The sequence below is a fragment of the Pseudomonas onubensis genome, assembly GCF_965653655.1.
GTDB lineage: Bacteria > Pseudomonadota > Gammaproteobacteria > Pseudomonadales > Pseudomonadaceae > Aquipseudomonas.
Genome location: NZ_CBFHAZ010000029.1, coordinates 1 through 21,682, shown reverse-complemented (window position 1 = coordinate 21,682; position 21,682 = coordinate 1). Strand labels below are relative to the sequence as shown.

Below are 21,682 nucleotides of genomic sequence, written 5' to 3'. Positions count from 1 at the left end.
TTTGCATCGTCGCCCGAAGGAAAGACTGAATGGACCGCGTGCGAAATCTTCTGGAACAGATCCGGAACCGCCTCGAAGAATTGAACAAGGCCGAGAAAAAAGTCGCCGAGGTCATCCTGCAAAACCCTCAGCAGGCGACCCGCTTCTCTATCGCTGCCCTCGCCCAAGCCGCTTCGGTCAGTGAACCGACGGTCAACCGTTTCTGCCGTTCGTTCGGCGTCAGCGGTTACCCTGAACTTAAATTGCAGCTGGCGCAAAGTTTGGCCAGTGGTGCGGCGTATGTAAGCCGCGCCGTGGAGGCCGATGATAACCCTGAGGCCTACACCCAGAAGATCTTTGGCAGCGCCATTGCCTCCCTGGACAGCGCCTGCCAGGCCCTGGACCCGGCACTGATCAGCAAGGCCGTGGATTTGTTGATCCAGGCACGGCAGATCCACTTCTTCGGCCTCGGCGCTTCGGCACCGGTGGCCATGGATGCGCTGCACAAGTTCTTCCGTTTCAACCTGGCCGTGACCGCCCATGCCGACGTGCTGATGCAGCGCATGATCGCGTCTGTGGCGCATACGGGCGAGCTGTTTGTGATCATTTCCTACACCGGGCGTACCCGCGAGCTGGTGGAAGTGGCGCGTATCGCCCGGGAAAACGGTGCGTCGGTGCTGGGCGTAACCGCCGAGAACTCGCCGTTGGCCAAGGCCAGCACCGTGAGCCTGAACATTCCACTGCCGGAAGACACCGACATCTACATGCCAATGACGTCGCGGATCATTCAGTTGACGGTGCTGGACGTGCTGGCCACCGGCATGACCCTGCGCCGTGGCGTGGATTTCCAGCCGCATCTGCGCAAGATCAAAGAGAGCTTGAATGACAGCCGGTATCCGGTTGGGGATGAGTTTAACTAAGGCCACACCGGCCTCCTGTGGCGAGGGAGCTTGCTCCCGCTGGGCTGCGCAGCGGCCCCAACAAGGTCATCGCACTCCTTCAGAAAGAACTCGGCGGCCTGTTTTGGGGCCGCTTCGCGCCCCAGCGGGAGCAAGCTCCCTCGCCACAAGGGCCCTCAGACTCCGGCCCGCGCCTGCAAACTCAAATGCGCCCGCTCCCCCGGCGCCAGACTGGCCCCGGCCATTGCCGACTCCACACACACAAACCCCGACGCCTCGTTAAAGCTCACGCCCAACAACGGCCGGCTGCCCGGATGCCATACTACGGTGTCGGCGCTGTCGCCGGTGTCGATGCACAGTTCGCGTTGCCAGGCGTGGTCCTTGAGCTGCAATTCACCGTCATGCTGGAACACCCGCTGGCACCCACCATCCACCCGTAGCTCACCTTCCTGCTGGCAAGCCTGGCGGCTGAGCTGGTCATACCCCTGGGCACCCTCAAGCCCAGACAGCGCTATCTCGTCGACGTGACCAATACGCCAATAGGCGTGCAAAGCATGGCTCAACTGGCACGGCAACTCGTCCTGATGCTCGGTGCTCAGGCGTAATTCAAGGGTTTCGCCCAGGTGCGCGTGCAGGTCGACCTGCCAGTCGCACAGCTGCAATTGCCAGTGCAGGCGCACGCCGTCATCGTCGGTGCTGCTGTCGAGCAGTTTCCAGTCGATCAACCGCGCCCAACCATGGGACGGCCAGGCGTTTTCGCTCGGATGGCGGCCATACCAAGGCCAGCACACCGGCACGCCGCCACGGATGGCGCCGACCTGCGGCCACTTGGCCGCGCACCACAGCCAGGGTTTCTGGCCTGTGGGCTGAAAGTGCAGCAATTGCGCACCCTGGCGACTGAACACCGCCTGACACAGCGGGTGGTCAATCACCAACACGTCGCGCATCTGAAAGCGCTCCCAGGCGAACACTGGTTGTTCACGCAGGGATTTGAAAAAGCGTTGCAGCGGATGCTCATGCATGTGCCACGGTCCTGAATATCGTCACAGCGCGCCCCAAAAAAAGCGGGTAGCCATGGCTACCCGCAAAATGCGCACAGAGAGAAGGAGCTTATCGCAACAGCGTTAGAACGTAGACTGAATTTTCAGGCCCGCTACCAGCGCGTTGTCGACTTCTTTCACACCGCCCGGGTTTTTGATGTATTGCAGGTTCGGGCGTACGGTCAGCCAGTTGGTGACGTGGAAGCCATAGTTGAGTTCGACGTTGTATTCGGTGTTACGCAGCGGGGAGAAACCCGCCTGGTCGTAATCGGTGAAACCGCCTGAAGCATTGAGCAGTTCAGCAGTTTTCTTTACGTCGCTGTTGGCATGGATACGCGAAACACCGATACCCACGTCATCTTTGGCACGCGCGTCAAATGGCCCTTTATACACAAGCATCAACGACTGGTAGTTGTCGACCAGGTTGGTGTCTTTGTCGTGGAAGGTCACGTTGGCCGCGATGTTCAAGCCGCGCGAAGCGTCGCCATTGTGGGTGGTGAGTTGCTGTTGCAGCACGCCCCAGTAACCGCTTTTGCTGCTGCGAACGCGGAAGCCTGCGCCAGTGGTGCCCGCATCGTTACCGTTGACGTCTTCACGCACATCGGTAGCGTCGGCGGTGCTCTTGTAGTAACCCACACGGTATTCGCCCGGCAGGCCATTGACCTTCGGCGACCAGACCAATTCCACCGGCAACACGGTGCCCTTGGTGCCGCTGCCGCTGAGTTTGAAGCCGTTGCCGTGTTCCAGCTGCGACGGGTTCTGGTTGTACGCGCCGATTTGCGCATACAGCTCAGGCGTGATGTTGTACTTCACGCGGATCGCCGCCTGGCTGACTGGCCAGTTGTACCAGGTGTTTACGTAGTTACCGACTTGCGAGCCGCAGAACGACAGGTTCTGGAAGTCGCATGGGAAGGTGTTGAAGTCTTCGCCTTCGCCGAAGTAACCGAGTTTCACGTCCAACTTGTTGTCGAACATCTGGTGCTGAATCCAGAACTGGGTCAGACGCACCATGTGGCCACGGCCATCGACTTCTTGAGACGAACTCAAGGTGCCGGCACGCGGGTCACCAATACGGTCATTGGAGATGTTCGCGCCATTACGATTGGTCAGTTGGATCTTGGCCTGGGTGTTATCCCAGCCCCACAGCTTTTGCAGATCCAGTGCTACGCCCAGACCAAACTGGTCAGCGTAACGGGCAGTTTTGTCGTTGTTGTAGCCACCGTGCAGGTTGCCACCGACTTCCCCAACGTAGTCAGCCTTGATGTCGATACCTTGCTCGATCAGCTTGGTACGCTCGCCGCCCCAATCGCCGGTCATCCACTTGGAATCGGCACTGAACGCATCGTCTGCCATCGCATTGGCGGACAATACCAGGGCTGCTGCTGCTGACAGTTGGCAGATCAGCCGAGTGTTGTTGTGTTGCTTTTTCATCCCTACATCCTCGTCTTTATTGTTATTAAACTGTTTTTATCTAACGCGGTTTACTTTTTTTAACAAAAACAACAATTTACCTGCTTTAGCGGCCTTTGAATTGGGCCACGTTGTCGGCATGCCCGTGTGCAGGCAATGAGGCAGCAGTGCCCAAACGCTCGCCGGTTTTGGCGTCGAACAGCAATACTTTGGCCGGGTCGAACTGCAGAGTCAGGGTCTCGCCGACCTGCGGTGCTACGTCGGGGGCCAGGCGGCAGCAGACTTTGGTGTCATTGAGCTGCACGAATACCAAGGTGTCCGGGCCGGTTGGTTCGGTAACCTGGACTTCGGCACGAATGCTCGATGCAGTGTCGCCCTCGCCGTTCGCCAACATGATCTGCTCCGGGCGCAGGCCCAGGATCACGTCGCGGTCTTCCAGGCCGGCATCGCTGACGTTAAGTGCCAGTTCGCAACGCGCCTGGCCACTGTCGAGCAGCGCCACCAGGCGGCCGTCCTTGCGCTGCAGGCGCAGCGGCACGAAGTTCATCGGCGGCGAACCGATAAAGCTCGCCACGAACTGGTTGGCCGGGTTGGTGTAGATGTCTTTGGGCGTGCCGAACTGCTGGATAATGCCGTCCTTCATCACCGCCACTTTGTCACCCAGGGTCATCGCTTCGATCTGGTCGTGGGTGACGTACACGGTGGTGGTTTTCAGGCGCTGGTGCATCAGCTTCATTTCGGTGCGCATCTCGACGCGCAGCTTGGCGTCGAGGTTGGACAGCGGTTCGTCGAACAGGTAGATCTTCGGCCGACGTGCCAGGGCGCGGCCCATGGCCACACGCTGTTGCTGGCCACCGGAAAGCTGGCCTGGCTTACGGTTAAGCAGGTGTTCGATCTGCAGCAGCTTGGCCACACGCGCCACTTCGGCGTCGATGTCGGCCTGTGGCATCTTGCGGATCTTGAGGCCGAACTCGATGTTCTCGCGCACGCTCATGGTCGGGTACAGGGCGTAGGACTGGAACACCATGGCGATGTCACGGTCCTTGGGGCTCATGCCGCTCACGTCCTGGTCGCCGATCATGATGGCGCCGCCGGTGATGGTCTCCAGGCCGGCGATGCAGTTCATCAAGGTCGATTTACCGCAACCCGAAGGGCCAACCAGAATCAGGAACTCACCCTCTTTGATCGACAGTTCGATGTTCTTCAAGGTGTCGGGCAGGCCGGCGCCATAGGTCTTGTTTACATTGCGAAGTTCAAGCGTAGCCATGATTACCCCTTGACCGCGCCGGCCGTGAGGCCGCGCACGAAATACTTGCCTGCGATCACATAGACCAGCAGGGTCGGCAGCCCGGCGATCATCGCCGCCGCCATATCCACGTTATATTCCTTGGCCCCGGTGCTGGTGTTGACCAGGTTGTTCAGCGCCACCGTAATGGGCTGCGAGTCGCCGCTGGAGAACACCACACCGAACAGGAAGTCATTCCAGATCTGGGTGAACTGCCAGATCAGGCAGACCATGATGATGGGCGTCGACATCGGCAGAATGATCTGACGGAAGATGGTGAAGAAACCTGCACCGTCCAGTCGTGCCGCCTTGATCAGCGCGTCAGGAATGCTCACGTAGTAATTACGGAAGAACAGTGTAGTAAACGCCAACCCGTAGACCACGTGTACAAACACCAGGCCTGTGGTGGTACTGGCCAGGCCCATCTTGCCAAGGGTGAACGACGCCGGCAGCAACACGGTCTGGAACGGCAGGAAGCAGCCGAACAACAGCAGGCCGAAGAACAGCTGCGAGCCTTTGAAGCGCCAGAACGACAGCACGTAGCCGTTCAACGCGCCAATGGCGGTGGAGATCAATACTGCCGGAACAGTGATCTTGATCGAGTTCCAGAAGTAACCGTCAACAGTGGCCCAGGCCTTGACCCAGCCAATGCCGGTGACCACGGTCGGCCAGCTCAGCAGGTTGCCGGTGCTGATGTCTTCCGGGGTTTTGAAGCTGGTCAGCAGCATCACCACCAGCGGCACCAGGTACAGCAGCACGGCGAGGATCAACACCGCGTAGATCGCGATGCGACTCAGGCTGATGGCAGGTTTGGAGGCGAGACTAGTCATTGCGCTTGGTCCTCAGCTCGGAATACAGGTAAGGCACGATGATCGCGAGGATCGCGCCGAGCATCAGGATTGCACTGGCCGAGCCCATGCCCATCTGGCCACGGCTGAAGGTGAACGAGTACATGAACATCGCCGGCAGGTCGGACGAGTAGCCCGGGCCACCAGCTGTCATGGCCGCTACCAGGTCGAAGCTCTTGATCGCGATGTGCGCGAGGATCATCACGGCACTGAAGAACACCGGACGCAGGCTTGGCAGCACCACGCTCCAGTAGATACGCGGCAGGCTGGCGCCATCGATTTGCGCGGCGCGCACAATCGACTGATCAACACCACGCAGGCCGGCCAGGAACATCGCCATGATGAACCCCGAGGCTTGCCACACGGCAGCAATCACAAGGCAGTACACGACGCGGTCGGGGTCGATCAGCCAGTCGAGACGGAAGCCTTCCCAGCCCCAGTCACGCAGAAGTTTGTCCAGGCCCATGCCCGGGTTGAGCAGCCATTTCCAGGCCGTACCGGTCACGATCATAGAGAGCGCCATCGGGTACAGGTAAATGGTGCGGATAAAGCCTTCGCGGCGGATCTTCTGGTCGAGGAAAATCGCCAGCGTCACGCCGATCACCAAGGTGATGCCGATAAACATGCCGCCAAACACCGCCAGGTTCTTGCTCGCCACCCACCAACGGTCGTTGTCGAACAACCGCGCGTATTGCGCAAGGCCGGCCCATTTGTAGCTGGGCAGGAACGTGGACGTGGTGAACGACAGCACGAATGTCCACAGGATGTAGCCGTAGAAGCCCACCAGCACGATGAACATGCTCGGCGCCAGCACCAGTTTAGGCAGCCAGCGTTGCAGCGCATCGAACGGCGAGGCCTTGCTGAACACAGCAACAGAACTCATGGGAAAATCCAGTACAGGGAAAAAGGACTACAGGAGCAAGCCTTGTGAGGGGTCAGGGGGTTTCCCCTCACAAGGACACGCAGTGCTAACCGTTACTTGGCAGACTTGATCGCAGCGCCAAGTTTCTTGGCGGTGTCGGCCGGGTCGGCTTTCGGGTCGTTGATGTAGTTGGTCACGACATCAAAGAACGCGCCTTGCACCGCCAGGGTAGTGGCCATGTTGTGGGCCATACTTGGCTGCAGGCCACCGGTCTTGGCATCTGCCAGGAAGTCTTTGGCAGCGGTCTGGGCGCAGGAGTCGAAACCGAGCTTGTCCATTTCATTGAGCATGTCGGTACGAACCGGGATCGAGCCTTTGTTGATGCTGAAGACTTTCTGGAAGTTTTCACCCAGTACAACTTTGGCTATGTCTTTCTGACCTTCCTTGGTGCCTTCGTCTTTAACCTTGAACACCGCCAGGGAGTCGATGTTGTAGGTAAAGGCTTTGTCGGTGCCCGGGAAGGCTACGCACTCATAGTCTTTGCCGGCGACTTTCTTGGCAGCAGTCCACTCGGACTTGGCCCAGTCACCCATGATCTGCATACCGGCCTTGCCGTTGATGACTTTGCCGGCTTCCAGGTTCCAGTCCTGGCCTTTGCCGTCGACGTCCATGTAGGTCGCGACTTTTTTCAGCTCAGTCAGGGCCTTGACCATTTGCGGGCCGGTCAGCGCGTCGTTATCCAGGTCAACCAGGGCTTTCTTGTAGCCATCAGCACCCATCACCGACAGAACGACGGCTTCGAATACCGTGCTGTCCTGCCAAGGCTGGCCACCGTGGGCGAGCGGGATAAAGCCAGCGGCTTTGAGCTTGTCGCCGGCTGCGTAGAATTCTTCGAGGGTGGTCGGGTTTTTGGTGATACCGGCTTTCTTGAAGACTTCCGGGTTGATCCACAGCCAGTTTACGCGGTGGATGTTGACCGGTACGGCAACGTAGTCACCTTCGTACTTCACGGTGTCGGAGACTTTCTTGTCGAGCAGGGAGTCCCACTTCTCGTCCTTGGACACTTGTTTCAGAACGTCGGTGTCGAGCAAGCCAGTCGAGGCCCATTCCTGGATGTCCGGGCCTTTGATCTGGGCCACGCCCGGTGGATTACCGGCAACTGCGCGGCTTTTCAGCACAGTCATTGCAGTGGCGCCACCGCCACCGGCTACGGCACCGTCTTTCCAGACGAAGCCATCTTTCTCAACTTGAGCCTTCAGTACGTCTACTGCTGCTTTTTCACCGCCGGAGGTCCACCAATGCACAACTTCAACCGTCCCTTTCGAGTCGGCGGCAAATGCACTGAGGGGAAACAACGAGGCAATGGAAATAGCAACGGCGAGGCGATTAATCGCGTTCATCTGAATACCTTTTCTTGTTGTTATGCATGCAAGTCTAGAGCTTGCGCTGCACGGAGTTTAAACATGGATATTTAGCGCGCAGGTAACAAAGGGACGCACAAATGTCACCACTTGGTGACATAACACCCTTGGCCCAACGCGCTGGTCATACTCGGTGACAAGGGTAGTACAGGCAGTACGACCGCTTGCCAGGCATGGTACAGGTCCGGCTTGCCCCCCCAGATCTTGCTGCTGGGCTGGTTGTGCGGGCTGAGTTCGTGGTGCCAGCTGCCGTTGATACGGTCGATAAAGTGGCTTTCGCAGAACTCCCAGAAGCGCCGATACCAGGTTTCGTAATGCAACTCGCCGGTGCGCTTGAGCAAGGCCTGAGCCGCCGCGCTGGCTTCGGCGTGAGTCCAGTGCAGGCGCTCGCGCACCACTGGCTGGTGCTTCCAGTCCAGGGTGTAGACGATGCCGGGAGCGCCGTCCACGGCCCACGCGTATTCGCAGGCACTGGCGAACAGGCCGCGGGCATCGGTCACCAGCCAGTCCGGCGTGGCCAGCCCGGCTTGCAGGCGTGCGGCTTCCAGGTGCAGCACCAACCGCGCCCATTCAAAACCGTGGCCGGGGGTGATGCCATAGGGGCGGAAGCCATCGGCAGGGTTGTCTTCGTTGTAACCGAGCAAGGGTTGCCAGTGTGTGTCGAAATGCTCGATCACCATGAACTGGTTGCCGGCAGCATGAGTATGGATAACGCGCTCGACAATGCGCAGCGCGCGGTCCAGCCAGCGTGTTTCACCGGTGACATCGGCCAATGCCAGGAAGGCCTCGGTGGCGTGCATATTGCTGTTGGCGCCGCGATACGCTTCGACGCCGCTCCAGTCCTGGGCGAAGGACTCAAGCATCACGCCCTCCTCCTCGCTCCAGAAAAACTGGTCGATGATATGCACGGCGTCGTTGAGCAGGTTTTGCGCGCCGGGCGCGCCGGCCACCACCGCAGAGCTGGCAGCCAGGGCGACAAAAGCATGCAGGTAAGCGGCTTTGCCACGGTTGCCATCCAGGGCGTTGGGCGCGGCGAACCAGCCGCCGTGCTCGTTATCACGTAGTGGGCCACTGAGGGCGGCAACGCCATGGGCGACCAGGTCGGCATAACCCGGCAAGCCCATGGCGTGGGCCATGGCAAAGCTGTGGGTCATGCGCGCCGTGTTCATGGTTTCGGCGTGAGCATCGGCCGGCAGTTGGCCTTTGTCGTCAAGGTTGCCGAAGCCGTCCGGCAGGCGTGAGGCTTTGGCGAACTCCAGCAGGCGTTGGCCTTCGCTGGCGAGCCAGGCGTGATGGGCAGGTGCGTTCAGCCAACTGCTGGCAGGCAGTGGTTGCGTGGTCATGGGTAGCCCTTTTTATTATTTGTGGGATGACCGGAGTCTAAACAAGGGCGAGGGATGGGCAAGTAACGAAGGGGAGGTGAAATGTCACCAGCTGGTGACATTCGATCGTCCCCACGCTCCGCGTGGTAACGCAGCCTGTGGCGCTCTGCGCCACCCGCGCACCGCCCCAGAGCGTCCGTGGCGGCATTCCCACGCAGAGCGTGGGAACGATCAATATGGCGGGAACGATCATTGGCCCAGTGGGGTGATCCGCGCGGGCGCGTTGAGCTTTTGGTTCAGGTTCTGCACCTGGCTCTGCAAGGTAGTGATGTTGCGTGTGGTCTGGATACGGAACACGTCGAACTCTTTATTGGTCGGCGCATCGCTATTGGCGGGCTGGTTTTCCTGCGCGCTTTTAAGCACTACCAGGTCTTGTTCCAGGCGGGCGATGGCCGCGCTCGGGTTGCCTTGCTTTTTAAGGGCCGCCACATCGGCGGACAAATCCTTGACCTCACCCTGCGCGGCCTTGAGCGTGGCCACGGCCTCGGTCAGCGCCTGCACCTGGCCTTGCAGCCTGGCGTTCGCGCTCGACAGTTCGGTGGTACTGGCGCTCATCTGTGCCAGGCGCTGGTCGAGTTCGGTCGCTTGCCCGGCCACGCCGACTTGCTGTTTGCCTTGCTCCAGCAATTGGGTTTCCAACTGCTTGATCTGCACCTTGAGGGCTTCGCTGCCGTTGTTCACATTGGCTTCGCTGGCCACCACCTTGCCGGAAATGTCCTGCAGGCGCCCCGCCGCTTCTTCGCTGATGCGTGCAAAACTTTCCTGGGTGGCGACCAACTGCTGGCCCATCAGGGAGATCTGCTGGAAGCTCCACCAGGCAAGCCCGGCGAAGGCGATCAGCAGCGCGCCGACCAAGGCCCACAGTGGGCCGGTACTGGCGCTCTTGACCTTGACCACCTTGGTTGTGCGCGAGCGCACGGAGGTGGCGGGAGTCGGCTCGAAATCATCATCGTCCCCGATGTCAGCCCGAAGGCTGGGAACGTTGTCGAAATCGTCTTTGGCATCGTTACGCATGAATCAACCCTGAATCGGTGAGATGGCGACCGGAAAAGCCGAGCGAGCGGATTATAAACCCCGTTGGCGCCGCATTGATCGACCCGCAAGCCTGAATTCGGTTCCCGATGTGTTGCTGGTTGTGAGCTTATCTCAGCCCCGGATCCTGAGCTTTCCACCAGCTGCAGAACTCATCGAGCGCCGTCCACAGGCTGACCTTGGGCTCGTAGTCGAGATAATGCCTGGCGCGGCTGATGTCCAATGTGAAATCTTTGTTCATGACCTGCATGCCCAGGCGCGACAGCGAAGGCTCCGGGCGCCCCGGCCACATCGCGCAGAATGCCTCGTTCAGCGCCGCCACGCTGTAGGACAAACCGTAAGGCCGATACCGCGTGACCTGGGGCATGTCCATCTGGCGCATCACGTAATTGACCACATCCCACACCGGCACCGGCGCGCCATTACTGATGTTGTAGGCCTTGCCCAACGCCGAGCCGGTGGCGAGCAAGCTGCTGAGCAGCGCCTCATTGAGGTTGTGTACGCTGGTGAAATCGACCTTGTTCAAACCGTCGCCGACGATAGCCAGGCGGTTCTTGCGCTGCATTTTAAGCAAGCGCGGGAAGATGCTCATGTCGCCGGCACCGGTCACGAAACGCGGGCGCAGGGCCAGTACTTCGAGGCCGAACTCCTGGGCGCCGAACACCTTCTGTTCCGCCAGGTACTTGGTGGCGGCATAAGGATGCTTGAAGCGCTTGGGCACTTGTTCCTCGGTCAGCCCCAGGTGGTCGCGGCCATCAAAGTAGATCGACGGCGACGACAAGTGCACCAGGCGCCCAACGCGCTCCTTGAGACAGGCTTCGACGACGTTTTCAGTGACCAGCACATTGCCCTGATGGAAGTCCTGGTACTTGCCCCACAGCCCGACGGCGCCGGCACAGTGCACCACGGCTTCGACATCGCGACACAGCTCGCGCACCAGCTCGGCATCATTGAGATCACCCTGGATAAACTCGGCGCCGCGCCTTACCAGGTGCTCCACACCTTCGGCGCGACGCCCGTTGACCCGCACGTCCAGGCCTTGCTCCAGGGCGAAACGCGCAAAACGCCCGCCGATGAAGCCGCTTGCGCCGGTGACCAGAATTTTCATGGTGTCTCCTACGGATACAGCTGCGAGCGCCAAGCTACAAGCTGCAAGTTAAATACGGTCTGCAAGCGTTTATCTTGCAGCTTGCAGCTTGACGCTTGTTACTGCTGATAGGGCACCAACCATTGGCCACAGGCCTGGGCCAAATGATCGGTGAGCAGGCCCAACAATTGTCCACCACTGCGCCAATGATGCCAGTACAGCGGCACGTCGATGGGCTTATCTGGCAACAACTCGATTAATTCGCCGGTTTCCATCTGATCGCGCACCTGGAGTTCCGGGACCAGGCCCCAGCCCAGCCCGGCTTCGGTCAGGCGAATAAAACCTTCGGAAGACGGACACAAATGGTGCTCGAAACCGCCGTCCACGCCCAGCGATGCCAGGTAGCGGTGCTGCAGGAAATCATCCGGGCCGAACACCAACGCCGGCGTGCGTGCCAACTGATCGGCACGCACGCCCTCGGGAAAATGCCGCGCAATAAAGGCAGGGCTCGCCAACGCACGATAGCGCATGGCACCGAGCAGCAGACTGCGCGCCCCGGCCACCGGGCGTTCGCTGGCGCAGATACAGGCCGCCACCTCACCGGCGCGCATGCGCTTGAGGCCCACGGTCTGGTCTTCCACCACCAGGTCGAGCAACAAATGCTGTTCGGCGCAAAAGTCACTGACGGCCTCGGCCCACCAGGTGGCGAGGCTGTCGGCATTCAAGGCGATGCGCAGACGCTCGGGCATGCCCTCCTCGTCCAGTGCAGGCACCTGGCTTTGCAGGTCGCGCTCAAGCAAGCGCACCTGCTGCACATGGTTGAGCAAGCGCCGGCCGATATCGGTGGGCGTGGGCGGCGTGGCCCGCACCAGCACCGGTTGGCCAATACGTGCCTCCAGTAACTTGATGCGCTGGGAAATCGCCGACTGCGACAACCCCAGCACCTGGGCGCCACGTTCGAAGCCGGCCTGTTCCACCACCGCCGCCAGGGCGGAAAGCAATTTATAGTCGAACATCAGTTTCTCTAATGAGCGATCAGTAATATTGGTTTTTCTTATACAGCGCCAGATATGAGAATGACCAGCATCGCTCCTCTTTATTTAAGGAATTCACACATGGCTGGCGAAACCGCCCTGGCAACCCTGCTGCGCAGCATGAGCCCTCATCTGAATGAGGGCGACTACGTGTTCTGCACCCTGCCCGACCAACGCATCCCAGCAGGTTGCGAGATCATCGGCAGCTTTCGCGAGCAGGAAGGTTTGACCCTGATTGTGGAGCGTCAGCAGGCGGAACAAGCCGGGCTGGCCTTCGAGTATGTGGCCGCGTGGATCACCCTGAATGTGCATTCGGCCCTTGAAGCCGTGGGCCTGACGGCGGCGTTTGCCAGTGCGCTGGGCAGCGCCGGTATCAGTTGCAACGTGATTGCCGGGTTTTATCACGACCACCTGTTCGTCGGCCGCGCCGATGCCGAGCGGGCCATGGATGTATTGCGCCAACTGGCAACCAACGCGGAGTAATGGCTATGTGGCAAAGTTATGTAAACGGGCTGCTGGTGGCTCTCGGCCTGATCATGGCGATTGGCACCCAGAACGCGTTTGTATTGGCACAAAGCCTGCGCCGTGAGCATCACTTGCCGGTGGCGGCGCTGTGCATCGTATGTGATGCAATTCTGGTGGCGCTCGGGGTCTTTGGCCTGGCTACCGTGCTGGCACAAAACCCGCTGCTGCTGGCCATTGCCCGCTGGGGCGGCGCGGCGTTCCTGTTGTGGTACGGCACTTTGGCGTTGCGTAGGGCGTGTTCCCGGCAAAGCCTGGAACAAGGCGCAAACCTCAAGGTGCGCTCATTGCGCGCAGTGTTACTCAGTGCCTTGGCCGTGACGCTGCTCAACCCCCATGTGTACCTGGACACCGTGCTGCTGATCGGCTCACTGGGCGCACAACAGACCGAGCCCGGTGCGTATGTCGCCGGTGCTGCCAGCGCTTCGTTCCTGTGGTTCGCCACCCTGGCACTCGGCGCAGCGTGGCTGGCGCCTTGGTTGGCACGCCCGGCGACCTGGCGTCTGCTCGACCTTCTGGTGGCGGTGATGATGTTCAGCGTGGCCTACCAGTTGATCAGTGCCGGGTGAATATTCCAAAACGCTCTGGAACCTCTATCCCACACAGTTGTTGCGTGGTTTTGCCGCACCCCCGGTGCTATGATCCGGACCCTGCGCCGCAAAGAGTACAAACTCCCCGGCGCTTGTTTGGCCGCCCGTGATCGGCCTTGCGCTCACCGCAACTGACCTGATTAGGAGAATCATCATGGCTTTCGAATTGCCGCCGCTGCCCTACGCACACGATGCCCTGCAGCCGCACATTTCCAAGGAAACCTTGGAGTACCACCACGACAAGCACCACAACACCTACGTCGTGAACCTGAACAACCTGGTGCCTGGCACCGAGTTCGAAGGCAAGACCCTGGAAGAAATCGTCAAGTCTTCCTCGGGCGGCATCTTCAACAACGCCGCTCAGGTTTGGAACCACACTTTCTACTGGAACTGCCTGGCGCCAAACGCCGGCGGCCAACCGACCGGCGCGCTGGCTGAAGCCATCAACGCAGCCTTCGGTTCGTTCGACAAGTTCAAGGAAGAGTTCACCAAGACCTCCGTCGGCACCTTCGGTTCCGGTTGGGGCTGGCTGGTGAAAAAAGCTGACGGTTCCCTGGCCCTGGCCAGCACCATCGGCGCCGGCAACCCGCTGACCAGCGGCGACACCCCGCTGCTGACCTGCGACGTGTGGGAACACGCTTACTACATCGACTACCGCAACGTGCGTCCAAAGTATGTGGAAGCGTTCTGGAACCTGGTCAACTGGAAGTTCGTGGCTGAGCAGTTTGAAGGCAAGGCCTTTACTGCTTAAGTACGGCTTGCAGTAGAAAGAGCCCGGCCATTGCCGGGCTTTTTCATGGCCGATGAAAAATAAAAGTAATGCAGGAAATGTGGAACTCACCGAGAGGGACAGGCCACCCAGCAAGCGAGAGAAATAACTCTCTCATTTCATCCTGTAGGAGAGTTCGCAATGGATCCGTTATCGATGGGTATGTCAGCCGTGTCTTCAGCGTTGCCAATCGTCGGCAAAGGCATGGACCTGCTGGGCAAGGGCTTGGACCTGGTGGGCAAGCTGGTCAATTCAGCCACTCAGGCCGCCGGTAGGGCTCAAGGCAAAATCGGCGGTGATGCCCACCAGAAGAACGAGCATCAGATCACGTTCAACAACGTAAACCAAAACTCAATCAAAATATCTTAAGCCCGCAACACATGATGTCGGGATATCGAAGGCGTTCCCTTCCTTTCCTGCGCGGTACCCGAGGGCGATGAATATCATCGCCCTCTTCCTTCCAGGCATTCCCTCTACAGCCTCCAGGCGCCTTAGCCGCAATGTCCCTTTGACTGCCATCACGAGATTGCCAATACTCATGGCATATTGAGGCCGCCCGCATGGAACAAGGAATGACCCTTTGAAGCTGGAACTCAAAAACAGCTTGTCGGTGAAGTTGCTACGGGTTGTGCTGCTCTCGGCATTGATCGTGGGCGTGGCGCTGAGCGTGGCGCAGATCGTGTTTGATGCCTATAAGACGCGTCAGGCCGTGGCCGGTGACGCGCAGCGAATCCTCGACATGTTTCGCGACCCCTCGACCCAGGCGGTCTACAGCCTGGACCGCGAGATGGGCATGCAGGTGATCGAAGGCCTGTTTCAGGACGACGCCGTGCGCATGGCCTCCATCGGCCACCCCAATGAAACCATGCTGGCGGAAAAAAGCCGCGCCTTGCAGCACTCCCCAACTCGCTGGCTGACCGATCTGATTCTTGGTCAGGAACGCACCTTCACCACCGCTCTGGTCGGCAAAGGGCCGTACAGCGAGTATTACGGCGACCTGAGCATTACCCTCGACACCGCCACCTACGGCAAAGGTTTTATTGTCAGCTCGGTGATCATCTTTATTTCCGGCGTACTGCGCGCCCTGGCCATGGGCCTGGTGCTGTACCTGGTGTATCACTGGCTGCTGACCAAGCCATTGTCGCGGATTATCGAGCACTTGACCTCAATCAACCCCGACCGCCCCAGCGAACACAAGATCCCCCAGCTCAAAGGCCATGAACGCAACGAACTGGGGCTGTGGATCAACACCGCCAACCAGTTGCTCGAGTCCATCGAACGCAATACGCATTTGCGGCATGAGGCGGAATCGAGCCTCTTGCGCATGGCCCAGTACGACTTTCTTACCGGCCTGCCGAACCGTCAGAAGCTGCAGGAGCAACTGGACAAGATCCTCACCGACGCCGGCCGTCGGCAGCGCCGGGTGGCGGTGCTGTGCGTAGGGCTGGACGACTTCAAAAGCGTCAACGAACAGTTCACCTATCAGGCTGGCGACAAATTGTTGCTGGCCCTGGCGGACCGCCTGCGCGCCCACAGCGGCCGCCTCGGCGCCCTCGCCCGCTTGGGCGGCGACCAGTTTGCACTGGTGCAGGCCGATATCGACCAGCCTTACGAGGCCGCCGAACTGGCGCAAAGCATCCTCGATGACCTGGAAGCCGAATTCGCCCTCGACCAGGACCAGATCCGCCTGCGTGCCACCATCGGCATCACCCTGTTCCCGGAAGACGGCGACAGCACCGAGAAGCTGCTGCAAAAAGCCGAACAGACCATGACCCTGGCCAAGAGCCGCTCGCGCAACCGCTATCAGTTCTATATCGCCAGCGTCGACAGCGAAATGCGCCGCCGCCGCGAACTCGAAAAAGACCTGCGCGATGCCCTGAGCCGCGACCAGTTCCACTTGGTCTACCAGCCGCAGATCAGCTACCGCGACCACCGCGTGGTGGGCGTAGAGGCGCTGATTCGCTGGCAGCACCCGGAACACGGCCTGGTGCCGCCGGACCTGTTCATCCCGCTGGCGGAACAGAACGGCACCATTATCCCGATTGGCGAATGGGTGCTGGACCAGGCTTGCCGGCAGTTGCGCGAGTGGCATGACATGGGTTTCACCGAACTGCGTATGGCGGTCAACCTGTCCACCGTGCAGTTGCACCACACCGAACTGCCGCGAGTGGTCAACAACCTGATGCAGATCTACCGCCTGCCGCCGCGCAGCCTGGAGCTGGAAGTGACCGAGACCGGCCTGATGGAAGACATCAGCACCGCCGCCCAGCACTTGCTGAGCCTGCGCCGTTCCGGTGCATTGATCGCGATTGATGACTTCGGTACCGGCTATTCATCCCTGAGCTACCTCAAAAGCCTGCCGCTGGACAAAATCAAGATCGACAAGAGCTTCGTTCAGGACCTGCTGGATGACGATGACGACGCAACCATCGTGCGCGCCATCATCCAATTGGGCAAAAGCCTGGGCATGCAGGTGATTGCCGAAGGCGTGGAAACCGCCGAGCAGGAGGCCTATATCATTTCCGAAGGTTGCCATGAGGGCCAGGGTTACCACTACAGCAAACCGCTGCAGGCCCGTGAGCTGGCGGCGTTTTTAAAACAAGCCGAGCGTAACAACGCGGCGATTCTCTGAACCGACAAATCGATACCAAATATTTCCCTCGCATAAACCTTTACACAAAATGCAAATCTTTCGCATTATGTCGCAGTTTTTGCGCTCCCCCGCGCGCCCTATCAACAACCGAAGCAGGATGTTCGCCATGATTCGTATGCCCCTGGCCACCGCCAGTCTGCTGGCCATTGCCATTTCTCTCGCCGGTTGCGGCGAAGGTAAAGACAAGGCTGCCGCGCCTCAAGCGCCGACCCCGGCTGCCAGCACCACCGCTCCAGCGGCTGCCACGCCTGCCGGCCAGGTCGACGAGGCCGCCGCCAAGGCCGTTGTCGCGCATTACGCCGACATGGTGTTCGCGGTGTACAGCGACGCCGAATCCACCGCGAAGACCCTGCAAACCGCAATCGACACCTTCCTCGCCAACCCGAGCGACGACACCCTCAAAGCCGCCCGCACCGCCTGGGTCGCCGCCCGTGTGCCGTACCTGCAGAGCGAAGTGTTCCGTTTCGGCAACACCATCATCGACGACTGGGAAGGCCAGGTGAACGCCTGGCCCCTGGACGAAGGCCTGATCGACTACGTAGACAAATCCTACGAGCACGCGCTGGGTAACCCAGGCGCGAATGCCAACATCATCGCCAACACCGAGATCCAGGTGGGCGAAGACAAGGTCGACGTCAAGGAAATCACCCCGGAAAAACTCGCCAGCCTCAATGAGCTGGGCGGTTCCGAAGCCAACGTCGCCACCGGCTACCACGCCATCGAATTCCTGCTCTGGGGCCAGGACCTCAACGGCACCGGCCCAGGTGCAGGCAACCGCCCGGCATCCGACTACATGACCGGCGACGGTGCCACCGGCGGCAACAACGAGCGCCGTCGCACTTACCTGCGCGCCGTGACTCAGCTGCTGGTCAGCGACCTGGAAGAAATGGTCGGCAACTGGAAACCCAAGGTCGACGACAACTACCGCGCCACCCTGGAGGCAGAACCTGCCACCGACGGCCTGCGTAAAATGTTGTTCGGCATGGGCAGCCTGTCCTTGGGCGAACTGGCCGGTGAGCGCATGAAGGTTTCCCTGGAAGCCAACTCGCCGGAAGACGAACAGGATTGCTTCAGCGACAACACCCACAACTCGCACTTCTACGACGCCAAGGGCATCCGCAACGTCTACCTGGGCGAATACACCCGCACCGACGGCACCAAGATGACCGGCGCCAGCCTGTCGTCGCTGGTGGCCAAGGCCGACCCGGCCGCCGACTCGGCGCTCAAGGCCGACCTGGCGTCCACCGAAGCGAAGATCCAGGTCATGGTTGACCAGGCCAACGCCGGTGAGCACTACGACCAGCTGATTGCTGCCGGTAACGACAAGGGCAACCAGATCGTGCGTGACGCGATTGCGGCACTGGTCAAGCAGACCGGCGCGATTGAAACCGCTGCGGGCAAGCTGGGCATCAGTGATTTGAACCCGGATAACGCTGACCACGAGTTCTGATTGATCCTGCGCTGAATAAGGCGACCTTCGGGTCGCCTTTTTTGTGCGCGCGCGCCCGTTTTCAAAACCTCTATGGGAGCTGGCTCGCCTGCGATAGCGGTGGGTCAGCAACAAAGCGGCTGGATGACAGGCCGCCATCGCAGGCAAGCCAGCTCCCACAGTGGAACTGCATCGCCTCGGACGCCCCGGTTTACAAGACCTGCACCGCAGGTAGAATGGCGCCACTCTCTCAAACCCGAGTTTTCTTCATGGCGTTGCCGACCTTACGCATCATCGGTTTCATCATCGGCATCTTCCTGATCACACTCGCGATCGCCATGGTCGTCCCGATGGCCACCCTGGTGATCTTCGAACGCACCAGCGACCTGCCCTCGTTCCTGTGGGCCAGCATGATCACCTTCCTGGCCGGCCTGGCGCTGGTCATCCCGGGCCGCCCTGAACACGTGCACCTGCGGCCCCGGGATATGTACCTCCTTACAGTGACGAGTTGGCTGGTGGTGTGCATCTTCGCTGCGCTGCCGTTTCTGCTCACCCAGCACATCAGCTACACCGACTCGTTCTTTGAAAGCATGTCGGGCATCACTGCCACCGGCTCCACGGTGCTGAGCGGGCTGGACAGCATGTCCCCCGGCATCCTGATGTGGCGCTCGCTGCTGCACTGGCTGGGCGGCATCGGCTTTATCGGTATGGCGGTGGCGATCCTGCCGCTGCTGCGCATTGGTGGCATGCGCCTGTTCCAGACCGAATCCTCGGACCGCTCAGAAAAAGTCATGCCGCGCTCGCACATGGTGGCGCGCCTGATCGTGGCCGCTTATGTGGGCATCACCATCCTGGGCAGCCTGGCGTTCTGGTGGGCCGGCATGGGCTTGTTTGATGCGATCAACCATGCGATGTCAGCGATTTCCACCGGCGGGTTCTCCACCTCGGATGAATCCCTGGCCCACTGGAAACAACCGGCGGTGCACTGGGTAGCGGTGGTGGTGATGATCCTCGGCAGCTTGCCGTTCACCCTGTATGTGGCCACCTTGCGCGGCAACCGCCGGGCGCTGATCAAGGATCAGCAAGTGCAAGGCTTGCTCGGTTTGCTGGTCGTGACGTGGCTGGTTCTCGGCACCTGGTACTGGTGGACGACCAACCTGCACTGGCTGGATGCCCTGCGCCATGTAGCGCTGAACGTTACCTCGGTGGTGACCACCACCGGCTTTGCGCTGGGGGACTACAGCCTGTGGGGTAACTTCTCGCTGATGCTGTTCTTTTACCTGGGTTTTATTGGCGGCTGTTCGGGCTCGACGGCGGGCGGGATCAAGATCTTCCGCTTCCAGGTCGCCTATATCCTGCTCAAGGCCAACTTGAACCAGTTGATCCACCCGCGCGCGGTGATCAAGCAGAAGTACAACGGCCATCGCCTCGACGAAGAAATCGTGCGTTCGATCCTGACCTTTTCGTTTTTCTTCGCTATCACCATCTGCGCCATCGCACTGGCCCTGTCGTTGCTGGGGCTGGACTGGATGACCGCGCTGACCGGCGCTGCCAGCACTGTGTCCGGCGTCGGCCCGGGCCTTGGCGAAACCATCGGCCCGGCCGGTAACTTCGCCAGCCTGCCGGATGCGGCCAAGTGGATCTTGTCGTTCGGCATGCTGCTGGGGCGACTGGAGATTATTACAGTGTTTGTGCTGTGCATTCCGGCGTTTTGGCGCCACTGACCGTCGAGGTTTGCAATAACCGCGCTCGGTATTCACCGGGCGTGGCATCGAACCAGCGGCGAAACGCGCGGAAGAAATTACTCGGGTCGGCAAAGCCCAACAGGTAGGCGATTTCCAGTAAGGTCATGCTCGGCTGCGCCAGGTATTGTTCGGCAAGTTCGCGGCGCGTGTCGTCGAGCAACGTCTGGAAACTGGTGCCCTCCTCCTGCAAACGCCGCTGCAATGTGCGCTGGGACAAGTGCAGGGTTTGCGCCACCACTTCGCGCTTGGGCTCGCCTTGGGGCAGCAATCGGCACAGCACCTGACGCGCCTTGTGGGTCACGCGGCTCTCGGAAAACCGCGCCAGGTATTCGCCGGCAAACCGATCATGCAGCAGCGCCATGGCCTCGTTGGCAGTCGGCAGCGGCGCATCCATGTCGGCCTGCTCGAAAATCAGCGCATCGTAGGGCCCATTGAACTCCATCGGCGCGTGGAAGGCCTGCTTATAAGGCGCCAGGTCGGCCGGTTGATCGCCTTGCAGCACCACCTTGCGCGGCTGCAGGGTGCGGCCGGTCAGCCAGCCGCACAAGGCCAGGGCACTGGCCAACGAGGCTTCGGCGCTTTGGCGGGTCGGCGGCAGGTGGTCGCCATGCACTGTCAGAATCAGCGCATAGCCTTCAGGTAACAGGCGAAAGCTCAGGTCGGCGCTTTCGGCGATGATGCGTTGGTAACGCACCAGGCGCATAAAACCTTCGGCCAGGGTGTTGCTGGACATCAGCGCGTAACCGGCCACATGAAACGACGCCGGGCGCACGACCTTGCCCATGTTCAGGCCGATTGCGGGGTTGCCTGACAGCTCTACCGCGCGCTGCCACAGCCGGGTCATGGAGTCTTGCGCAAAACGTGCGTCGGGGTCGCTGAGGGCGGCGTAGTCCAGGCCCAGTTGTTTGAACAAGACGCGGCAATCTAGGCCGTCCATTTCCAATGCCTTGACGATGCCCATTGCCCAGCTTGCAGAAGTTGTTCGTTCGCTCATGGCGTCTTCTTGAAAAAAGCAGGCTTAAACGGCAGCCAGGAAGCCAAGGATACTAAAGTGGCATCTATTGTCACTGGCTGTTACCACTGATCACTCTAGACTCAAATAAGCTCCCCGCCGAACATCTGTTGGGCGGCATCACCAGCCAAGGGCCGATCACTGTGGAAAACGTCAAACAATTCAACAGCTTCGCTGAGTTTTACCCTTACTACCTGAGTGAGCATGCCAACAGCACCTGTCGGCGCCTGCACTTTATCGGCACCACCCTGGTGATTGGGATTCTGGCCTATGCCATCGGCCGTGGCTCCGTGGGCCTGCTGCTGGCCCTGCCGGTCGCCGGCTACACCTTTGCCTGGATCGGGCACTTCTTCTTCGAAAAGAACCGGCCGGCGACGTTTCAACATCCCTTCTACAGTTTGCTGGGGGATTTTGTGATGTATCGCGACATGATTTTGGGGAAGGTGCCTTTTTGAGGTGTCTGCGGATTTTTTGTGGGTTGGTGGGCTGCTGAGTACATATCCGTTGCTGCGGTAACGGGGGCTTAGCCTTCCGCCCTTACGGCGGGGGCGACCTGAAAGCCGACCAGGGTGGTTGAAGCAAAAACCTATCTAGAAGATGCAACGCAGTCTAAGTGTGGGAGCGGGCTTGCTCGCGAATGCGGTGTGTCAGTCAATTAATCTGTAACTGACCCACCGCATTCG

General features: G+C 60.1%; 20 protein-coding genes. 9 read left to right on the top strand and 11 right to left on the bottom strand.

Going from position 1 to position 21,682, the window contains the following annotated elements:
* Positions 1 to 38: 38 nt before the first annotated feature.
* Complete coding sequence (locus ACTD9P_RS12385; protein WP_169985276.1) at positions 39 to 899, top strand: MurR/RpiR family transcriptional regulator; 861 nt, start codon at positions 39 to 41, stop codon at positions 897 to 899.
* A 155-nt stretch (positions 900 to 1,054) separates the two neighbouring features.
* On the opposite strand, the gene ACTD9P_RS12380 is transcribed toward ACTD9P_RS12385, so the two are convergent.
* The 10 genes from ACTD9P_RS12380 to ACTD9P_RS12335 form a co-directional block, all read right to left on the bottom strand.
* Positions 1,055 to 1,900: a D-hexose-6-phosphate mutarotase gene (locus ACTD9P_RS12380; RefSeq protein ID WP_438867926.1), complete on the bottom strand. Its 846-nt coding sequence runs from the start codon at positions 1,898 to 1,900 to the stop codon at positions 1,055 to 1,057.
* A gap of 102 nt (positions 1,901 to 2,002) precedes the next feature.
* Positions 2,003 to 3,349 (bottom strand): carbohydrate porin, encoded by a 1,347-nt coding sequence (locus ACTD9P_RS12375; protein ID WP_438867925.1) that lies wholly within the window; start codon positions 3,347 to 3,349, stop codon positions 2,003 to 2,005.
* An 85-nt stretch (positions 3,350 to 3,434) separates the two neighbouring features.
* Entirely contained in the window at positions 3,435 to 4,595 is a 1,161-nt protein-coding gene (locus ACTD9P_RS12370) for an ABC transporter ATP-binding protein (protein WP_438867924.1), read from the bottom strand.
* A 2-nt stretch (positions 4,596 to 4,597) separates the two neighbouring features.
* Positions 4,598 to 5,443, bottom strand: a complete 846-nt coding sequence (locus ACTD9P_RS12365; protein ID WP_058421424.1) for a carbohydrate ABC transporter permease — start codon at positions 5,441 to 5,443, stop codon at positions 4,598 to 4,600.
* On the bottom strand, positions 5,436 to 6,344 hold the full coding sequence (locus ACTD9P_RS12360) for a carbohydrate ABC transporter permease (RefSeq protein WP_138814103.1): 909 nt from the start codon (positions 6,342 to 6,344) through the stop codon (positions 5,436 to 5,438). Before ACTD9P_RS12360 ends, ACTD9P_RS12365 begins: the two co-directional genes overlap by 8 nt.
* Before the next feature lie 92 nt (positions 6,345 to 6,436).
* Positions 6,437 to 7,723, bottom strand: a complete 1,287-nt coding sequence (locus ACTD9P_RS12355) for an ABC transporter substrate-binding protein (protein WP_438867923.1) — start codon at positions 7,721 to 7,723, stop codon at positions 6,437 to 6,439.
* Positions 7,724 to 7,827: 104 nt separating this feature from the next.
* Positions 7,828 to 9,087: a D-mannose isomerase gene (locus tag ACTD9P_RS12350; RefSeq protein ID WP_438867922.1), complete on the bottom strand. Its 1,260-nt coding sequence runs from the start codon at positions 9,085 to 9,087 to the stop codon at positions 7,828 to 7,830.
* Positions 9,088 to 9,315: 228 nt separating this feature from the next.
* Positions 9,316 to 10,140, bottom strand: coding sequence for an ATPase (locus tag ACTD9P_RS12345; protein ID WP_438867921.1), 825 nt, complete (start codon positions 10,138 to 10,140; stop codon positions 9,316 to 9,318).
* Between the two features lie 127 nt (positions 10,141 to 10,267).
* Entirely contained in the window at positions 10,268 to 11,266 is a 999-nt protein-coding gene (locus ACTD9P_RS12340) for an NAD-dependent epimerase/dehydratase family protein (RefSeq protein WP_438867920.1), read from the bottom strand.
* Between the two features lie 98 nt (positions 11,267 to 11,364).
* On the bottom strand, positions 11,365 to 12,261 hold the full coding sequence (locus ACTD9P_RS12335; RefSeq protein ID WP_438867918.1) for a LysR family transcriptional regulator ArgP: 897 nt from the start codon (positions 12,259 to 12,261) through the stop codon (positions 11,365 to 11,367).
* Positions 12,262 to 12,360: 99 nt separating this feature from the next.
* Here ACTD9P_RS12335 and ACTD9P_RS12330 point away from each other — a divergent pair, with 99 nt between their 5' ends.
* The 7 genes from ACTD9P_RS12330 to ACTD9P_RS12300 all read left to right on the top strand — a co-directional run bounded on the left by ACTD9P_RS12330 (position 12,361) and on the right by ACTD9P_RS12300 (position 19,966).
* On the top strand, positions 12,361 to 12,762 hold the full coding sequence (locus ACTD9P_RS12330; RefSeq protein ID WP_285678827.1) for an ACT domain-containing protein: 402 nt from the start codon (positions 12,361 to 12,363) through the stop codon (positions 12,760 to 12,762).
* A 5-nt stretch (positions 12,763 to 12,767) separates the two neighbouring features.
* Positions 12,768 to 13,370, top strand: coding sequence for a LysE/ArgO family amino acid transporter (locus ACTD9P_RS12325; protein ID WP_056858652.1), 603 nt, complete (start codon positions 12,768 to 12,770; stop codon positions 13,368 to 13,370).
* Positions 13,371 to 13,545: 175 nt separating this feature from the next.
* On the top strand, positions 13,546 to 14,142 hold the full coding sequence (locus tag ACTD9P_RS12320; protein ID WP_043049045.1) for a superoxide dismutase: 597 nt from the start codon (positions 13,546 to 13,548) through the stop codon (positions 14,140 to 14,142).
* A gap of 159 nt (positions 14,143 to 14,301) precedes the next feature.
* Positions 14,302 to 14,529 carry a hypothetical protein gene (locus ACTD9P_RS12315; protein ID WP_438867917.1) on the top strand — a complete coding sequence of 76 codons (228 nt, stop codon included), beginning with the start codon at positions 14,302 to 14,304 and terminating at the stop codon, positions 14,527 to 14,529.
* A 211-nt stretch (positions 14,530 to 14,740) separates the two neighbouring features.
* On the top strand, positions 14,741 to 16,792 hold the full coding sequence (locus ACTD9P_RS12310) for a putative bifunctional diguanylate cyclase/phosphodiesterase (protein ID WP_438867916.1): 2,052 nt from the start codon (positions 14,741 to 14,743) through the stop codon (positions 16,790 to 16,792).
* 127 nt (positions 16,793 to 16,919) lie between these two features.
* On the top strand, positions 16,920 to 18,263 hold the full coding sequence (locus ACTD9P_RS12305; RefSeq protein ID WP_138814093.1) for an imelysin family protein: 1,344 nt from the start codon (positions 16,920 to 16,922) through the stop codon (positions 18,261 to 18,263).
* A gap of 248 nt (positions 18,264 to 18,511) precedes the next feature.
* Positions 18,512 to 19,966, top strand: a complete 1,455-nt coding sequence (locus ACTD9P_RS12300; RefSeq protein WP_219266932.1) for a TrkH family potassium uptake protein — start codon at positions 18,512 to 18,514, stop codon at positions 19,964 to 19,966.
* Here the strand turns inward: ACTD9P_RS12300 and ACTD9P_RS12295 are convergent.
* On the bottom strand, positions 19,923 to 20,981 hold the full coding sequence (locus ACTD9P_RS12295) for an AraC family transcriptional regulator (protein WP_219266931.1): 1,059 nt from the start codon (positions 20,979 to 20,981) through the stop codon (positions 19,923 to 19,925). The two genes, ACTD9P_RS12300 and ACTD9P_RS12295, sit on opposite strands and share 44 nt — an antisense overlap.
* A 161-nt stretch (positions 20,982 to 21,142) precedes the next feature.
* Here ACTD9P_RS12295 and ACTD9P_RS12290 point away from each other — a divergent pair, with 161 nt between their 5' ends.
* Positions 21,143 to 21,454 (top strand): Mpo1-like protein, encoded by a 312-nt coding sequence (locus ACTD9P_RS12290; RefSeq protein WP_138815351.1) that lies wholly within the window; start codon positions 21,143 to 21,145, stop codon positions 21,452 to 21,454.
* Positions 21,455 to 21,682: the final 228 nt, after the last annotated feature.